This is a genomic window from Paracoccus versutus (assembly GCF_029909795.1).
Taxonomy (GTDB): domain Bacteria; phylum Pseudomonadota; class Alphaproteobacteria; order Rhodobacterales; family Rhodobacteraceae; genus Paracoccus; species Paracoccus versutus.
In genome coordinates, this window is sequence record NZ_CP038196.1 from 1,186,681 (window position 1) to 1,202,237 (window position 15,557).

At 68.9% G+C, this 15,557-nt stretch carries 16 protein-coding genes; 14 read left to right on the forward strand and 2 right to left on the reverse strand.

Annotated features, from left to right (window positions below):
* Positions 1-57: 57 nt before the first annotated feature.
* From E3U25_RS24910 to mnhG, 14 genes are all read left to right on the forward strand, one after another.
* Complete coding sequence (locus tag E3U25_RS24910) at positions 58-426, forward strand: NAD-dependent epimerase/dehydratase family protein (RefSeq protein ID WP_244295113.1); 369 nt, start codon at positions 58-60, stop codon at positions 424-426.
* The gene (locus tag E3U25_RS05790) at positions 423-1,592 is read left to right on the forward strand and encodes a DegT/DnrJ/EryC1/StrS family aminotransferase (RefSeq protein WP_116220957.1); all 1,170 of its coding nucleotides are present in this window, start codon (positions 423-425) and stop codon (positions 1,590-1,592) included. The genes E3U25_RS24910 and E3U25_RS05790 overlap by 4 nt, the downstream gene beginning before the upstream one ends.
* A 68-nt stretch (positions 1,593-1,660) precedes the next feature.
* The gene (locus E3U25_RS05795) at positions 1,661-2,827 is read left to right on the forward strand and encodes an SGNH/GDSL hydrolase family protein (protein ID WP_116220956.1); all 1,167 of its coding nucleotides are present in this window, start codon (positions 1,661-1,663) and stop codon (positions 2,825-2,827) included.
* A gap of 73 nt (positions 2,828-2,900) precedes the next feature.
* A complete protein-coding gene (locus tag E3U25_RS05800; RefSeq protein WP_116220955.1) occupies positions 2,901-3,953 on the forward strand; it encodes a glycosyltransferase family 61 protein in 1,053 nt (350 codons plus the stop codon).
* Positions 3,954-4,047: 94 nt separating this feature from the next.
* The gene (locus tag E3U25_RS05805; RefSeq protein ID WP_072462424.1) at positions 4,048-4,590 is read left to right on the forward strand and encodes a serine O-acetyltransferase; all 543 of its coding nucleotides are present in this window, start codon (positions 4,048-4,050) and stop codon (positions 4,588-4,590) included.
* The gene (locus E3U25_RS05810) at positions 4,583-6,154 is read left to right on the forward strand and encodes an AMP-binding protein (RefSeq protein WP_116220954.1); all 1,572 of its coding nucleotides are present in this window, start codon (positions 4,583-4,585) and stop codon (positions 6,152-6,154) included. The genes E3U25_RS05805 and E3U25_RS05810 overlap by 8 nt, the downstream gene beginning before the upstream one ends.
* A gap of 19 nt (positions 6,155-6,173) precedes the next feature.
* Positions 6,174-6,410, forward strand: a complete 237-nt coding sequence (locus E3U25_RS05815; RefSeq protein WP_036757930.1) for an acyl carrier protein — start codon at positions 6,174-6,176, stop codon at positions 6,408-6,410.
* Positions 6,391-7,629, forward strand: coding sequence for a type III PLP-dependent enzyme (locus tag E3U25_RS05820; protein ID WP_116220953.1), 1,239 nt, complete (start codon positions 6,391-6,393; stop codon positions 7,627-7,629). The genes E3U25_RS05815 and E3U25_RS05820 overlap by 20 nt, the downstream gene beginning before the upstream one ends.
* 146 nt (positions 7,630-7,775) lie before the next feature.
* Positions 7,776-10,655, forward strand: a complete 2,880-nt coding sequence (locus tag E3U25_RS05825) for a monovalent cation/H+ antiporter subunit A (RefSeq protein ID WP_116220952.1) — start codon at positions 7,776-7,778, stop codon at positions 10,653-10,655.
* Entirely contained in the window at positions 10,655-10,999 is a 345-nt protein-coding gene (locus E3U25_RS05830) for a Na+/H+ antiporter subunit C (protein WP_036757935.1), read from the forward strand. Before E3U25_RS05825 ends, E3U25_RS05830 begins: the two co-directional genes overlap by 1 nt.
* The gene (locus E3U25_RS05835; RefSeq protein WP_052096111.1) at positions 10,999-12,744 is read left to right on the forward strand and encodes a monovalent cation/H+ antiporter subunit D; all 1,746 of its coding nucleotides are present in this window, start codon (positions 10,999-11,001) and stop codon (positions 12,742-12,744) included. Before E3U25_RS05830 ends, E3U25_RS05835 begins: the two co-directional genes overlap by 1 nt.
* A complete protein-coding gene (locus E3U25_RS05840; protein WP_116220951.1) occupies positions 12,741-13,229 on the forward strand; it encodes a Na+/H+ antiporter subunit E in 489 nt (162 codons plus the stop codon). Before E3U25_RS05835 ends, E3U25_RS05840 begins: the two co-directional genes overlap by 4 nt.
* Positions 13,226-13,507: a K+/H+ antiporter subunit F gene (locus tag E3U25_RS05845; protein WP_036757939.1), complete on the forward strand. Its 282-nt coding sequence runs from the start codon at positions 13,226-13,228 to the stop codon at positions 13,505-13,507. Before E3U25_RS05840 ends, E3U25_RS05845 begins: the two co-directional genes overlap by 4 nt.
* On the forward strand, positions 13,504-13,911 hold the full coding sequence (gene mnhG / locus E3U25_RS05850) for a monovalent cation/H(+) antiporter subunit G (RefSeq protein WP_072462428.1): 408 nt from the start codon (positions 13,504-13,506) through the stop codon (positions 13,909-13,911). Before E3U25_RS05845 ends, mnhG begins: the two co-directional genes overlap by 4 nt.
* Here the strand turns inward: mnhG and aroB are convergent.
* Together aroB and E3U25_RS05860 are read right to left on the reverse strand one after the other, a co-directional pair.
* Positions 13,908-15,011 carry a 3-dehydroquinate synthase gene (gene aroB, locus E3U25_RS05855; protein ID WP_116220950.1) on the reverse strand — a complete coding sequence of 368 codons (1,104 nt, stop codon included), beginning with the start codon at positions 15,009-15,011 and terminating at the stop codon, positions 13,908-13,910. The genes mnhG and aroB overlap by 4 nt on opposite strands.
* Positions 15,008-15,544 (reverse strand): shikimate kinase, encoded by a 537-nt coding sequence (locus E3U25_RS05860; RefSeq protein WP_072462430.1) that lies wholly within the window; start codon positions 15,542-15,544, stop codon positions 15,008-15,010. The genes aroB and E3U25_RS05860 overlap by 4 nt, the downstream gene beginning before the upstream one ends.
* Between the last annotated feature and the right edge of the window lie 13 nt (positions 15,545-15,557).

Here is a 15,557-nt window from a genome sequence, read left to right on the forward strand (position 1 = left end):
CCTTTCGACACGTTCGACCCAGGGCGGTCGCATCTGCTGCCGGCGATCATCCACAAGATCCACCGCGCCAGGATCGAGGGCCGCGACAGGGTCGAGATCTGGGGCGACGGCCAGGCCCGGCGCGAGTTCATGCATGCGGGCGACCTGGCGGATGCGATCCTGCGCGCGCTGGCCGATCCCTCGGCCGTGCCGGCGGTGATGAACGTCGGGCCGGGGGTGGATCACGCGATCGAGGATTATTACCGCATCGTGGCCGGGGTGGTGGGCTGGCAGGGCCGCTTTGTCCACGACCTCGGCAAGCCCGTGGGCATGCGGCGCAAGCTTCTGTCCGTGGCGCGGCAGGCGGCCTGGGGCTGGGCGCCGCGGATCGGCCTGGCCGAGGGCATCGCCGCCACCTATGCCTGGTATCTGGAGCAGCAGCCATGAACCGCTTTCCCCTGGCAAGCTCCAGCTGGGACGAAGCCGAGCGGGACGCCCTGCAGCGGGTGATCGCCTCGGGCCGCTTTACCATGGGCCCCGAGGTCGCGGCCTTCGAGGCCGAGTTCGCCCGCTTCGCCGGCAGCCGCCATGCAGTGATGGTCAATTCGGGCTCATCGGCCAATCTCGCCATGGTGGCGGCGCTGCGCTACCGGCAAGACCCGGCCTCGCGGCTGATGCCGGGCGACCAGGTGATCGTGCCGGCGGTGTCCTGGTCCACCAGCTTCTTTCCGCTGCACCAATACGGGCTGCACCTGAAATTCGTGGACATCGACCGCGAGACGCTGAACTACGACCTTGCCGCGCTGGCCGCGGCCATCGACGACCGGACCCGCGCCGTCATGGCGGTGAACCTGCTGGGCAATCCCAACGATTTCGATGCGATCCGTTCGCTGATCGGCACCCGCCGCATCCTGCTGATCGAGGATAATTGCGAATCCATGGGCGCGACCTTCGCCGGGCGCCAGGCCGGCACCTTCGGGGTGATGGGGACGTTCTCGACCTTCTTCTCGCACCACATCTCGACCATGGAGGGCGGGCTGGTCGTCACCGACGACGAAGAGCTTTACCACATCCTGCTGGCGCTGCGGGCGCATGGCTGGACGCGCGACCTGCCCAGATGGAACCGCGTGACCGGCGAGAAGGGCGAGGATCCCTTCGAGGAAAGCTTTCGCTTCGTCCTGCCCGGCTACAACCTGCGCCCGCTGGAGATGTCGGGCGCCCTGGGCCGGGCGCAGCTGGAAAAGCTGCCGCGGCTGGTCGCGGCGCGGCGCGAGAACGGCGCGCGATGGGTCGAGGCGATGGCCGATCACCCGCTGTTTCGCATCCAGCGCGAGATCGGGGAAAGCAGCTGGTTCGGCTTTGCGCTGGTGCTGCGCCCCGAATGCGGGCTTGGCCGGCGCGAGGTCCTGGCGCGGCTCGGCGCGCTGGGATTCGAGACCCGGCCCATCGTCAGCGGCAATTTCACCGGCAATCCCGTGCTGCGGCTGATGGACCACAGCCTGCACGGGCCGATGACCCATGCGGACGAGATCGACCGCAACGGCTTTTTCATCGGCAACCACCCCCATGACATGCGGGACGCGATCCGAATCCTGGCCCGATTCCGCGGCTGAGCGGCTGGCCGCTGGACTTGCCGGCCCGGCTTGGTCAGGATCGGCGCCGAGGTTTTGGGTGGGCGGTCATGGGTGCAGTCTGGACAAGGCGGATCGGCGCGGCGGTCCTGGTCGTCGCCCTGGGCGCGGGGGCCGCTTTCCTGGCCTGGCCCGAACCGCCGCGCCCGGCGACGCCGGTGCCGGCGCTGAGCCTGGCCGGGGACGCGGGATTCCAGGCGGAACTCGGCCCACCGCGGCCCGGATGGACCGCCCTGCCCGCCCAGGCGACGGGGCGCGCGGCCGCTGATCCCTCGGGCCTGGGCTATCGCCATGAATGGCCGGGCTTTCACGCCTCGGCGCGGTTTCAGGGCACCGGGATCGTGCTGCGATTCGACGATGCGCTCAATCGCTGGCGCGTGACGCTGGACGGCAAGGCGGTCGAGGTCTCGCGCCCCGGCCGGCAGGATCTGCATATCCGCGGCCTTGCGCCCGGCCCGCATCAGATCCGCGCCGAGAAGATCAGCGAATCGAGCGGCCCGGCGCTTTTCGGCGGCTTCTTCCTGGACGATTCGGCCCAGGCGCTGCCTCCGCCCCCCCCGGCACCGCGGCTGATCGAGTTCATCGGCGATTCCGACACCGTCGGCTTTGCCAATACCGCCAGCCGCCGCGATTGCGAGGCTGAGGAGATCTATGCCGCGACCGACACCAGCCGCAGCTTCGGCCCGCAGGTCGCGGCGGCGCTGGGTGCGGATTACCGCATCGTCGCGCGCTCGGGCATCGGGCTTTTGCGCAACTACGGCGGCGCCGAGCCCGACCGCACCATGGACCGGCTTTATCCCCTGGCCCTGCCGGGACAGCCGGATGCGCCGGCCCTGCCGGAGCGCAAGGCGGACATCGTCGTCATCGGGCTGGGCTCGAACGTGTTCGGCTCGGAACTCGCCCCCGGCGAACGCTGGAGCGACATGGGCCAGCTGCGCCACGAGTTCGGCCCGGCGCTGGCCGATTTCGCCACCGCCCGCGCGCAGGAAAACCCCGGCGCGACCCTGGTGCTGCTGGCCTTCGGCGAATACGGGCCCGAACTGGTCGAGGCGCATCGGACCGCCTCGGCTCTGCTGGACGGCCGGGGCCTGGCCAACCGCCTGGTCGTCCTGGGCGATCCGCAGCGCAACGCCTGCCTGTGGCACCCCTCGGCCGAGGATCACGCGACGATCGCGCAGGCGCTGGTCGCGGCGCTGAAAGGGCCGGGTCCGAACTGAACGGCGCATTCTGTCTCTTGCGCCCGCCGCCGCGCGACCGCACACTCCACCCGACCCTGCCAGCCGAGCCGCCATGCATTCCCTCAGACCGACCCATAACCGCCTGCGCCGCCTTGCCGGCCTGGGCCCCGCGGATTTCTTTGCCACCGCCGTCGAGCGATGGGAGATCTGCCCGGCCGAGGTGGGCGAGGTCATGCCGGGCATCTGGCTGCCCGACCAGGTCGAGCATATCTCGCGCACCGAGTTCGGTTCCCTGCCCGACATCCTTGAACAGATGCAGGGCAATCCGGCCGAGCAGATTCCGCCCACCCTGGGCTATCGCTTCCGCGACGTGGATTTCGTCGATGGCGTGCTGCATGCGCGCGGGGCCGAACGCCACCTGCGCCAGCACAAGCGCTCGGGCCTGGGCTATGCCCGGCCGCGCGAAAGCCTGACGGGCGCGCTTTACGAAAGCTGGATCGGCAACCGCTGGTTCGGCAACTGGCTGCTGAACGATTGCCTTGCCTATCGCCTGGCCGAAGAGGCGGGGGCGCCGGTGACCTCCGCCCCGCTGCGCGGCGGCCATATCGCGCGCTACGAGAAATTGCTGGGCATGGCGCCCCGGCGCATCGGCGACGTGCATTTCGACGAGTTGGTCCTGTTCGACGACCTGCAAAGCAACAGCCACCGCCGCGGCCGCGCGCAGCGCAACCGCGCGCTGGTCCTTCAGGGCCGGGCGCTGGAGCCCCTGCCCGGCGTCTTCATCTTCCGCGGCGCCAGCGGCGATGCCCGCATCCTGGAGAACGAGGCCGAGATCGCCGAGCGGCTCGAGGTCGAATACGGCTTTCGCACGCTCTACATCGACCGCCACGACGCCGACGAACTGGCCCAGGCTGCCGGCGCGGCGCGGATCGTGGCGGGGGTCGAGGGCAGCCAGCTTGCCCATGGCGTCATCGCCATGGCGCCGGGCGGCACGGTGCTGACCCTGCAGCCGGCGGACCGGGTGACGACCTCGCTCAAGCTGCTGACGGATTGCTGGCAGCAGCATTACGCCATGGTGGTGGGGTCGGGCACCGCCCGCGGCTACCGGGTGGAATGGGACCAGATCCGGCGCACGCTCGACCTGATCGCGGCGCAAACCGCCTGAAACCCGTCCTAACAGTCAGGTTGAGTTTGCCGCGAGACATCGGAATATGGGGGCGGGCGAGCTTTATTTCCCGCCGAAGTGATTAAGCAAGTGCATGGTGATGTTCGAAACTCTCCGGGATGACTACAAAAGACACGGCCGTTCGCTGACCGAGCCCGCCTTCGTCTCGCTAGCTGTCTATCGCTATGGCCGCTGGGCCATCGGGCTGAAGAACCCGCTGCTGCGCTGGCTGGCCGGCAAGCCCTATGCGCTGATGCGGATCCTGATCCTGAACGTGACCAAGGTCTGGATCCCGCCGCAGGTGCGGCTGGGGCGCGACTTCCACATCATCCATGCCGAGGGCTCGCTGTCGATCCATCCCGACGTGGTGATCGGCGACCGCTGCGGGGTGATGCACAACGTCACCATCGGCACCAACATGGGCCCCGGCGCGCCGGTGATCGGCGATGATGTGTTCATCGGGGTGAATTCCTGCGTGCTGGGGCCGATCACCATCGGCGACCGGGTGCGGATCGGCGCCAATACCGCGGTGACGACCAACGTGCCGCCGGATTCGGTGGTGATCGGCTCGCCCGCCAAGATCTATCCCAGCCTGCCGATCTTTGCCGCCAAGAAGAAGGCCCCCGAGAATGAGTGACGATTTCGACTGCAGCATGTGGCGTCTTCTGGCCGACAACCTGCCCGCCCGCGCCGACAAGATCGCCGCGGTGGACCAGGGCCGCTCGGTCAGCTACGCCGAACTCGCGGCCGAGGCGGGGCGCGTGGCCGACTGGCTGGTCGGGCGCGGCATCCGTCCCGGCGACCGGGTGATCGTGCATCTGCGCAAGGGCATCGACGAGGTCGCGGCCATGTTCGGCGCCTGGAAGATGGGCGCCGTGGTCATCAACGTGAACATCCGCTGGACGCCCGCGCAGCTGGCCTATGTCGCCCGCGACAGCCAGGCGCGCGCAGCGATCCTGCCCCGCAACGCGCTGGAGGCGCTGGTGGGCGAACATGCCTTGCCCGAGGGCACGGCCTATCTTGTTCAGGGCAAGGCCGAGGGCCTTGTCCAGGGCGCGGACCCCTGGGGGGCGCTTGGCGCCGACCGGGCTTCCGCGCCCGACGAATCCGACCCGCGCGGGTTGGCGATGATCATCTACACCTCGGGCTCGACCGGCGCGCCCAAGGGGGTGATGCTCAGCCATCGCAATATCCGCGTGGGCGCCATCTCGGTCGCGGACTACCTGGGGCTGGACGAAAGCGACCGGCTGCTTTCGGTGCTGCCCTACAGCTTCGACGCCGGGCTGAACCAGCTGACCACCATGCTGCTGACCGGCGGGACGGTGGTGCATCAGCCGCTGACCATGCCGGCCGAGATCATCCGCATGGCCCAGGCCGAATCGGTGACGGGGATCGCCGGGGTGCCGCCCTTGTGGAACCAGATCGTGCGGCTGCTGGTGGACCGGCCGACCGAACTGCCGGCGCTGCGGCGCATCACCAACACCGGCGGCAAGATCCCCCCGAACATCCTGAAACTGCTGCCGCAGGTGTTTCCGGGCGTCGACATCTACCTGATGTATGGGCTGACCGAGGCGTTCCGCTCGACCTATCTGCCGCCGGCGAAATTCGCGGCCAAGATGGGCTCGATTGGCCGGCAGATCCCGAACGCGCAGGTCTTCGCCATCAAGCATGGCGAGGGCATCGCCGGCCCCGGCGAACAGGGCGAGCTGGTCCATGCCGGGCCGCTGGTCAGCATGGGCTATTGGGAAAAGCCCGAGGTGACGGCGCAGAAGATCCGCCCCTGCCCCGAGCTTGCGCACCTGCTGGGCGACGAGCCGGTGGTCTGGTCGGGCGACCTGGTGCGCGTGGACGAGGACGGCGACCTGTGGTTCGTCAGCCGCATGGACGAGATGATCAAGACCCTGGGCTTCCGCCTGTCGCCGACCGAGGTCGAGGATGCGATCTCGCAAAGCGGGCTTGTCACCGACGTGGTGGCCTTCGGGGTCGAGGATGCCGACCTGGGCCAGGCGGTTCACGCGGTCGTGACCTATCTGCCGCAGGGCGACGAGGCCGCGCTGGCCGCGCATTGCGCCCGCGCCATGCCCCATTACATGCGTCCCCAGCGCTATCATTCCTGGCAAGGCGCCATGCCGCGGACCGCCAGCGGCAAGCTGGACCGCCCCGCCATCATCTCGGCCGCCAGGGCCGCATCGCAGAACTGACCAGAAAGGCATTGAATCCATGAGCCTGAGCAAGGACGAACTGTTCCGCTATATCCGCGCCGAACTGAACATCGACACGCCGCTGGACGGCGATACCGAGCTTTTCTCGACCGGGATGCTGGATTCGGTGGCGATGGTCGGGCTGATCTCCTTCGTCGAGCAGCATGCCGGGGTGCGGGTGCAGCCGGGCGACGTGACGCTGGAGAATTTCGACACGGTGGACGCTATCCTGGCCTATGTGCAGACCCTTGACTGACCTCGACCGCCACCTGTCCGAGGCCGCGGCGCGCTTCGGCACGCCCTGCTATGTCTATGCCACCGACCTGGTCGAGGAACGGCTGGCGCATCTGCGCGCGCATCTGGGGCGCTGGTTCGCCGTCAGCTTCGCGGTCAAGAGCAATCCGAACCCCGCGCTGCTGGGCTGGATGCGGGACCGGCTGGACTGCCTCGACATCTCTTCGGGGGGCGAGCTGGCGCTGGCGCGCGAGGCGGGCTGGGATGCGGGCCGGATCAGCTTCACCGGCCCGGCCAAGCGCGAGGCGGAGCTGCGCGCCGCCACCCAGGCGGGCTTGGGCGAGCTGGTGCTGGAAAGCCTGCGCGAGGCGCGGCTGGCCGATGCCGTCGCGGCCGAGCTGGGCCGCGTGCAGCCGGTGCTGGTCCGCCTGGCGCCCTCGCGCGTGCCCAAGGGTTTCGGCGACCAGATGGCCGGCCGGCCCAGCCCCTTCGGCGTCGATGTCGAGGACGCGGCCGAGATCCTGCCGCAGATCGCCGCCCTGCCGAACCTGCGCATCATCGGGCTGCACATCTATTCCGGCACGCAATGCCTCAAGCCCGAGGCGATCTGCGAGAACTGGCGCATCTTCATGCAGGTCTTTTCCGAGACCTGCGCCGCGTTGGACCTGCGCCCGGAAAAGCTGATCTTCGGCGCCGGGCTCGGCATCCCCTATCACCCCGGCGACGGCGCGCTGGACCTTGCCGCCATCGCCGCCGAGATCGGCCCCGAACTGGACGCCTTCGCCGCGCGCTTTCCCGCGACGCGGCTGGTGCTGGAGCTGGGCCGCTACCTGGTCGGGCCGGCGGGCTGGTTCGTGGCCCGCGTCGTCTCGGTCAAGCAGTCGCGCGGCAGCCGAATCGCCATCTGCGACGGCGGGCTGAACGCCAACCTGGCGGCCTCGGGCAATTTCGGCATGGTGCTGCGGCGCAATTACGTCATGCACCGCGTCGGCGGCGACGAGGGCGGCACCCGCCCCGAGGAAAGGCAGGACATATCCGGCCCGCTCTGCACCTCGATCGACAAGCTGGGCGGCGGCGTCGCCCTGCCCAGGCTGGAGGAAGGCGACCTGATCGCCATCCATGCCTGCGGCGCCTATGGGCCGACCGCCAGCCCGCTGCATTTCATCAGCCACCCCATGCCGGCCGAGGTGCTGCTGACCGGCGGGCAGATGCGCGACGCGACCCGGATCCGCGGCGGCTGAGGCCCGGCCGCCGCCCCATTTCCGGGCAAGCGATAAAATATTTCTGATCTTGGATTTTTGCGTCGTTTTTATCGACCGGGTCGGTTGTGTTTTCCGCGGCTGCGCGTCTATTATCTGCGCACAGCCCGAACCGGAAAAGGAACACGATGGTCGAACAGAACCTGTTGCTCTTGCTTGTTCTGACGCCATTCGTGTCGGCCGCCCTGGCGGCCACACTTCCCATCCGGGCGCGCAACGCCGAAGCCTGGCTCGCCGGGCTGACGATGATCGTCGCGCTGGTGATCCTGGGCGTGCTCTACCCCGCCGTGACCGAGGGGCGAAGCATCACCGGCACCTTCCGCTGGGTCAGCTCCATCGGGCTTGACCTGACCTTCCGCATCGACGGGTTTTCCTGGCTGTTCATGGTGCTGGTGGCGGGAATCGGCTTCCTCGTCATCCTTTATGCGCGCTACTACATGTCGCCCGACGACCCGGTGCCGCGGCTCTATTCCAGTCTGCTGGCCTTTTGCGGCGCCATGTCGGGGCTGCTGCTGTCGGGCAACATCATCATGCTGGTGGTGTTCTGGGAACTGACCAGCATCGTGTCGTTCCTGCTGATCGGCTATTGGTTCCAGAGGCAGGACGCACGCGACGGCGCGCGGATGTCGCTGATCGTGACCGCCTCGGGCGGGCTGTGCCTGATGGTGGCGATGATCATCCTGGGCCAGATCGCCGGCAGCTACGAACTGGACGCCGTGCTCAAGGCCGGGCCGCAGATCACCAGCCACCGGCTTTATCCGGTGGTGCTGATCCTGTTCGTGCTGGGCGCCTTTACCAAATCGGCGCAATTCCCGTTCCATTTCTGGCTGCCCAATGCCATGGCGGCGCCGACGCCGGTCTCGGCCTATCTGCATTCGGCGACCATGGTGAAGGCCGGGGTCTTCGTGCTGCTGCGCTTCCACCCGGCGCTGGGGGGCACGGACGCCTGGTTCCAGATCGTGACCGGCATCGGCATGACCACGCTGCTGCTGGGGGCGGTGGTGGCGCTGTTCCGCCACGACCTCAAGGGGCTCTTGGCCTATTCCACCATCAGCCACCTGGGGCTGATCACGGCGCTGGCCGGGATCGGCAGCCCCTTTGCGCTGATCGCCGCCGTGTTCCACATCGTCAACCATGCCGTCTTCAAGGCCTCGCTGTTCATGGCCGCCGGCATCATCGACCACGAGACCGGCACCCGCGACATGCGCCGCCTGTCGGGCCTGGCGCGGGTCATGCCGGTGACGGCGATGCTGGCGATCATCGCCTCGGGGGCGATGGCGGGGGTGCCGCTGCTGAACGGGTTCCTGTCCAAGGAGATGTTCTTCGAGGCGACCTATGTCTGGAACAACGGCGGCTCGCTGGACAATTTCGCGCCCTATGTCGCGGTGCTGGCCGGGGCGTTCAGCGCCGCCTATTCGCTGCGCTTCATCGTCACCGTGTTCTTCGGCCCGCCCGCCACCGACCTGCCGCAGGAACCGCATGAGCCGCCCTTGCTGATGCGCCTGCCGGTGGCGATCCTGGTGGCGATCTGCCTGGCGGTCGGCATGTTCCCGCAGCAGGTGCTGGGCACCTGGCTGCAGACCGCCAGCATGGCCGTGGTCGGCCCGGAACTGCCGCATTTCAGCCTCAAGATCTGGCACGGCGTCAACCCGCCCCTGATCATGAGCCTGATCGCCATGTCGCTGGGCGCGCTGATCTACCTGCTGCCGCGCCGGCTGATCGATTCGGGCGAGGACGGCACGCGGCTGATGCGGCGGCTGGACTTTGCCCGCGGCTTCGACTGGCTGCTGCAAGTCTTTACCATCCGGCTGCCGCGCTTTGCGCTGCGGGTGCTGTCGGCGAACGGGCTTCAGTCGCAATTGCGCGCCATGGTGCTTTTGTCGCTGGCCGGGGCCTGGTTCGTGCTGCGCCGGCTGGACTGGAACGTGCCCATGCCGGAACTGGGCGCAAGCGAGCTGGTCTTTGCCCTGCTGTGGCTGGTCGGCGGCACCTGCGCCGTCGGCGCCGCCTGGCAGGCCAAATATCACCGTTTCGCGGCGCTGGTGCTGATGGGCGGGGCCGGGCTGGTGACTTGCGCCACCTTCGTCTGGCTGTCGGCGCCCGACCTGGCCGTGACCCAGCTGCTGGTCGAGATCGCCACCACCGCGCTGCTGCTCTTGGGCCTGCGCTGGCTGCCCAAGCGCGACCAGGAGATCCCCGGCGACAACAACCTGACCGCCCGCTCGCGCCGGGCGCGCGACCTGCTGATCGCGCTGGCCTGCGGCACGGGCATGACCGCGCTGGCGCTGGCGGTGCTGCTGACCCCGCCCGGCACCTCGCTGGGCGACTGGTTCCTGCGCAATGCCTATGTCGAGGGCGGCGGCACCAATGTCGTCAACGTCATCCTGGTGGATTTCCGCGCCTTCGACACCTTCGGCGAGATCACCGTCCTCGCCGTCGTCGGGCTGACCGTCTATGCGCTGCTGCGCCGCTTCCGCCCCGCGCCCGAAAGCGTCGAGCGCCCGCGCCCGCAGCTCGATGCCGAGGAGCAGGCGCTGGAGGCCTATCTCTTCGTGCCCTCGGTGCTGATGCAATGGATGTTCGCGCCGATCATCGCGCTGGCGGCCTATCTGTTCTTCCGCGGCCACGACCTGCCGGGCGGGGGCTTCGCCGCCGGCGTCACCCTGGCCGTGGGCCTGCTCTTGCAATATGTCGCCGCCAATGTGCGCTGGGTCGAGGCGCGGATCACCGTGCTGCCGATGCGCTGGATGGCGGCGGGGCTGACCACCTCGGCGGCGGTCGGGGCGGGATCGTGGATCTTCGGCTATCCCTTCCTCAGCGCGCATGCGCAATATCTCGAGTTCCCGGTCATCGGCAAGGTGCCCTTCTCGACCGCGATGCTGTTCGATTTCGGCGTGTTCTCGACCGTGCTGGGCGCCATCGTGCTGATGCTGATCGCCATTGCCCACCAGTCGCTGCGCGTCGCCCCGCGCGCCCGCGCGCCCGAAACCGACGAGGAGACGCGCTGATGGAACTGATCCTTGCCCTGGCCATCGGCATCCTGGTCGGCTCCGGCGTCTGGCTGCTGCTGCGGCCGCGGTCCTACCAGGTCATCATCGGCCTTTGCCTGCTGGCCTATGGCGTCAACCTGTTCATCTTTGCCATGGGCCGGCTTTACGTCGGCGCCGCGCCGATCATGCCCAAGGGCGGCTTCGTCGATCCGACCGCCTATGCCGACCCGGTGCCGCAGGCGCTGGTGCTGACCGCCATCGTCATCAGCTTCGCCACCACGGCGCTGTTCCTGGTGCTGATGATCGCCTCGCGCGGGGCCACCGGCACCGACCACGTGGACGGCAGGGAGCGTCATCCATGATGAACGATGCGGCCATGCCCGACCATTTGATGATCGCGCCGATCCTGATCCCGCTGGTGGCCGGCGCGCTCATGCTGTTTTACAGCGACCGCAACCGGCAGACCAAGCTGATCATGGGGCTGGTGGCGGTGGGGCTGACCTTCCTGGCCTCGGTCGAGCTGATGGCCGACGTCAAATCCGCGACCGAACAGGGCGGCACCGTGGTCGGGCTTTACCGGCTGGGCGACTGGCCGGTGCCGATCGGCATCGTGCTGGTGCTGGACCGGCTTTCGGCGATGATGGTCATGCTGACGGCGCTTCTGGCCGCGCCCTCGCTGATCTATGCCGCCGCCGGCTGGCACGGCAAGGGCCAGCATTACCACAGCATGTTCCAGTTCCTGCTGGCGGGGGTGAACGGCTCGTTCCTGACCGGCGACCTGTTCAACCTGTTCGTGTTCTTCGAGGTGATGCTCGCCGCCTCATACGGGCTGATGCTGCACGGCTCGGGGCCCGAGCGGATCAAGGCCGGGCTGCATTACCTGGCGGTGAACCTGGCGGCCTCGCTGTTCTTCCTGATCGGGGTGGCGCTGGTCTATGGCACCACCGGCACGCTGAACATGGCCGACATCGGCCGCGCGCTCTATTGGCTCGACGATGCCGAGCGGCTGCTGTTCCACGCCGCGGCGACCTTCCTGGGGCTGGCCTTCCTGATCAAGGCGGCGGCCTGGCCCCTGTGCTTCTGGCTGCCGCCGACCTATGGCGCCGCCTCGCCGCCCGCCGCCGCGATCATGGCGATCATGACCAAGGTCGGCATCTATGTCATCCTGCGGCTGTCGCTTCTGGTGCTGGGACCGGATGCCGGGCCCTCGGCGGGCTTCGGCGCCTCGGTGCTGATGATCGGCGGGGTGGTGACGATGGCATTCGGCATGATCGGCATCCTCGGCACGCCGGAACTGGTGCGCAAGGGCGGCTATCTGGCGATCATCTCGTCGGGGACGGTGCTGGCCGCGATCGGCTTTGCCCAGGCGGGGGGCGGCAGCTCCATGCTGGGCGGCGCGCTTTACTACATGGTGGGCTCGACTGCGGCCATCTCGGCCTTCTTCCTGATCGCCGAGCCGGTCAGCCGCAACGACGAGGGCGACGACGACGCCCCGGCCGAGGACGACGGCTTCGACCCGCTGTCGGAACGCTGGGCGCCGATGGGGCTGGGCACGGTCGAGGACACCACCGCCCCCGCCAGCCAGCGCACCGTCAGCTGGCTGACCATGGCGATCTGCTTCGGCCTGGTCGCGGCGATGATCGCCGGCCTGCCGCCGATGCCCGGCTTCATCGGCAAGTTCGCCATCCTGCGCGGCGCGGTGCAGGACAACCTGCCCGCCTCGGGCCATCTGCCGGTCATCCTGTGGGCCTATGCCGCCATGCTGATCCTGTCGGGGCTGGGGGCGCTGATCGCGCTGATGCGCTTCGGCATCCGCCGCTTCTGGGCCGAGGAAGGCCCGACCCCGCGCATCCTGGCGCTTGAGGTGGTGCCGGTGGTCATGCTGCTGGGCATGATCGGCCTGCAGACCGTGCGCTCGGACGCGCTTCTGGGCTATACCAGCGCCACGGCCGACGCGCTGCTGGAGCCGCGCGTCTATCGCAGCGCGGTGCTGGCCGAGGCGCAGGACGTGCGCGCCGCGCCGGTGCAGAGCCTCAGCCCCGATCCGCTGCCCGAACCTGAGGCCGAAGCCGAGCCCGAAAACGGGCCAGAGGAGGGCGCGCAATGAGCCGCTTCGTCCCCCATCCCGTGCTTTCGGCCGTGCTGGTGCTGATGTGGCTGTTCCTGACCGCCTTCACCCCCGGCCATCTGCTGCTCGGCACGCTGATCGCGCTGGGGGCGGGCTGGTCGGTCGAGCACTTGCATCCGCCCAAGCCGATCTTCCGGCGCTGGCTGGCGATCCCCAAGCTGATGGCGGTGGTGGCGCTGGACATCCTGCGCTCCAACATCGCCGTGGCGCGGGTGCTGATCCTGGGCCCCGACCATCCGAAATACCATTCGGGCTTCGTCGAGCTGACGCTGCGCTTGCGCGATCCCAATGCGCTGGCGGTGCTGGCGATCATCCTGACCGGCACCCCCGGCACCGCCTGGATCGAATTCGACCAGGAGGAAGGCCGGCTGCTGCTGCATGTCCTCGACCTGCGCAGCGACGACGACTGGCAAAGCCTGATCCGCGACCGCTACGAGGCGCTGCTCATGGAGATATTCGAATGACGGCCGAGATCCTGCGATTCGCCCTGGGCTATGCCCAGATCGCCCTGATCCTGGCTCTGGGGCTGGCCTGCTGGCGGATGCTGCGCGGGCCGCGGGCGCAGGACCGCGTCCTGGCGCTCGACACGATGTACAGCATCGCCATGCTGCTGTTTCTGGTCATCGGCATGGGCAACGGCAATGTCTTCTTCTTCGAGGGCGCGCTGGTCATCGCCGTGCTGGGCTTTGTCACCACGGTCTGCGCCGCCAAGTTCCTGATGCGGGGCGAGGTGATCGAATGATGCATCTGGAGCAACTGCCGCCCTGGGCCGCCGTCATCATCGCGCTGTTCGTGGTGGTCGGCGCCTCGCTGACGCTGCTGGGCGGGGTCGGCCTGGTGCGGCTGAAAAGCTTCTACCAGCGGCTGCACGCGCCGACGCTGGGCTACAGCTATGGCACGCTGCTGATCATCCTGGCCTCGATGCTGATGTTCTCGCTGGCCGAGGGGCGGGTGGTGGTGCATGAGCTGATGATCGGCATCTTCATCATGGTCACGACGCCGATCACGCTGTTGATGCTGGGCCGGGCGGCGCTGCGCCGCGACCGCGACCGCAAGCTGGGCCATGACGAGGTGGTGCCGCCCCGCATCCGCAGCACCGAGCCCCCCGCCGAGACCGAATCCGAAACCGGCGATCCGCAGCCCTAGCGCGATTGCGCCAGCACCTGCCGCAGCAGGGCGGGGTCGACCGCATCGGTGACGAAGGCCTGGCCGATGCCGCGCGCCAGGACGAAGCGCAGCTTGCCGTCCTGCACCTTCTTGTCCTGCGCCATCAGCCCGATCAGCGCCTCGTCGTCGGGCAGCTCGTCCGGAATGTCGGCGATGCGCGCCGGCATGCCCATGGCGGCGAAATGCGCCGCCACCCGCGACGGCGCCTCCTGGCTGCACAGGCCCAGCTTGGCCGAAAGCTCGAAGGCCAGCGCGCAGCCGATCGCCACCCCCTCGCCATGCAGCAGCCGGTCGGAATAGCCGGTGGCCGCTTCCAGCGCATGGCCGAAGGTATGGCCCAGGTTCAGCAGCGCGCGCTCGCCCTGCTCGGTCTCGTCGCGCTGCACGATGCCGGCCTTCATCGCCACCGAATGGCGCACGGCGTGCAGCCGCCGCGCCGGGTCGGCCGCCAGCCCGCCGGCATTGGCTTCCAGCCATTCGAAGAAGCCCTCGTCGCCCAGCAGCCCGTATTTCGCCACCTCGCCATAGCCGGCGCGGAAATCGCGCGGCGTCAGGGTGGTCAGCACGTCGATGTCGGCCAGCACCAGCGCCGGCTGGTGGAAGGCGCCGATCAGGTTCTTGCCTTGCGGGCTGTTGATCCCGGTCTTGCCGCCGACCGAACTGTCCACCTGCGCCAGAAGCGTCGTCGGGATCTGCACGAAGCGCACGCCGCGGCGCAGGATCGCGGCGGCAAAGCCCGCCAGGTCGCCGATCACCCCGCCGCCAAGCGCGATCACCAGGTCGTTGCGCTCGATCCGCTGGGCCAGCAGCCATTCCACGGCGCGGCCCAGCTCGGCCCAGCATTTCGTCGCCTCGCCGGCGGGCAGGGCCAGCGCCGGCGCTTCGATCCCCTGCCGGGCCAGCGCCTCGCGCAGCGCCGGCAGGTGCAGCGCCGCCACCGTCTCGTCGGTCAGGACGGCGACGCGGCGGCGGCCGGCCAGCGCGACGATCTCTTCGCCCGCGCGGGCCAGCAGGCCCTGGCCGATGCGCACGTCATAGGAACGTGCGCCCAGGTCGACATGGACGGTTTCGATGCTCATTTGCCCTCCAGGATCGCCGGATCATGCGCGCGGATCGCGTCCAGCACGCGGTCCGCCGTCTGTTCGATGCTGTCGCCGCGCTGCGCGGGGACGCGGATGTCGGCCAGCGCATAGACCGGGCTGCGCTCGGCCAGCAGCCGCTCCAGCGTGCCGCGCGGGTCGGGGGTCTGCAGCAGCGGCCGCGTCGGCCGGTGCCGGACCCGGTGCCAGAGCGTCTCCAGGTCGCAGTCGAGCCAGACCGAGACCCCCTCTTCGCCGATGCGGGCGCGGTTCTCGGGGCGCAGCCAGGCGCCGCCGCCGGTCGAGACCACGCCCGGCCCTGAGGCCAGCACCCGGCCCAGCACCTCTGATTCGCGGGCGCGAAAGAAGTCCTCGCCGTCGCGGGCAAAGATTTCCGGGATGGTCATGGCGGCCGCGCGCTCGATCTCGGCATCGGTATCCGAGAACGGCCTGCGCAACCGGCGCGCAAGTTCGCCCCCGATCGCGGTCTTGCCCGCCCCCATCATTCCGATCAGCACGATGTTACGCCGCATCACCACCCGGATC

Excerpts from the sequence above, each read along its gene's own strand:
- E3U25_RS05790 (WP_116220957.1), top strand. The coding sequence starts at position 423 with ATGAACCGCTTTCCCCTGGCAAGCTCCAGCTGGGACGAAGCCGAGCGG.
- E3U25_RS05795 (WP_116220956.1), top strand. The coding sequence starts at position 1,661 with ATGGGTGCAGTCTGGACAAGGCGGATCGGCGCGGCGGTCCTGGTCGTC.
- E3U25_RS05800 (WP_116220955.1), top strand. The coding sequence starts at position 2,901 with ATGCATTCCCTCAGACCGACCCATAACCGCCTGCGCCGCCTTGCCGGC.
- E3U25_RS05805 (WP_072462424.1), top strand. The coding sequence starts at position 4,048 with ATGGTGATGTTCGAAACTCTCCGGGATGACTACAAAAGACACGGCCGT.
- E3U25_RS05810 (WP_116220954.1), top strand. The coding sequence starts at position 4,583 with ATGAGTGACGATTTCGACTGCAGCATGTGGCGTCTTCTGGCCGACAAC.
- E3U25_RS05815 (WP_036757930.1), top strand. The coding sequence starts at position 6,174 with ATGAGCCTGAGCAAGGACGAACTGTTCCGCTATATCCGCGCCGAACTG.
- E3U25_RS05820 (WP_116220953.1), top strand. The coding sequence starts at position 6,391 with ATGTGCAGACCCTTGACTGACCTCGACCGCCACCTGTCCGAGGCCGCG.
- E3U25_RS05825 (WP_116220952.1), top strand. The coding sequence starts at position 7,776 with ATGGTCGAACAGAACCTGTTGCTCTTGCTTGTTCTGACGCCATTCGTG.
- E3U25_RS05830 (WP_036757935.1), top strand. The coding sequence starts at position 10,655 with ATGGAACTGATCCTTGCCCTGGCCATCGGCATCCTGGTCGGCTCCGGC.
- E3U25_RS05835 (WP_052096111.1), top strand. The coding sequence starts at position 10,999 with ATGAACGATGCGGCCATGCCCGACCATTTGATGATCGCGCCGATCCTG.
- E3U25_RS05840 (WP_116220951.1), top strand. The coding sequence starts at position 12,741 with ATGAGCCGCTTCGTCCCCCATCCCGTGCTTTCGGCCGTGCTGGTGCTG.
- E3U25_RS05845 (WP_036757939.1), top strand. The coding sequence starts at position 13,226 with ATGACGGCCGAGATCCTGCGATTCGCCCTGGGCTATGCCCAGATCGCC.
- mnhG (WP_072462428.1), top strand. The coding sequence starts at position 13,504 with ATGATGCATCTGGAGCAACTGCCGCCCTGGGCCGCCGTCATCATCGCG.
- aroB (WP_116220950.1), bottom strand. The coding sequence starts at position 15,011 with ATGAGCATCGAAACCGTCCATGTCGACCTGGGCGCACGTTCCTATGAC.
- E3U25_RS05860 (WP_072462430.1), bottom strand. The coding sequence starts at position 15,544 with ATGCGGCGTAACATCGTGCTGATCGGAATGATGGGGGCGGGCAAGACC.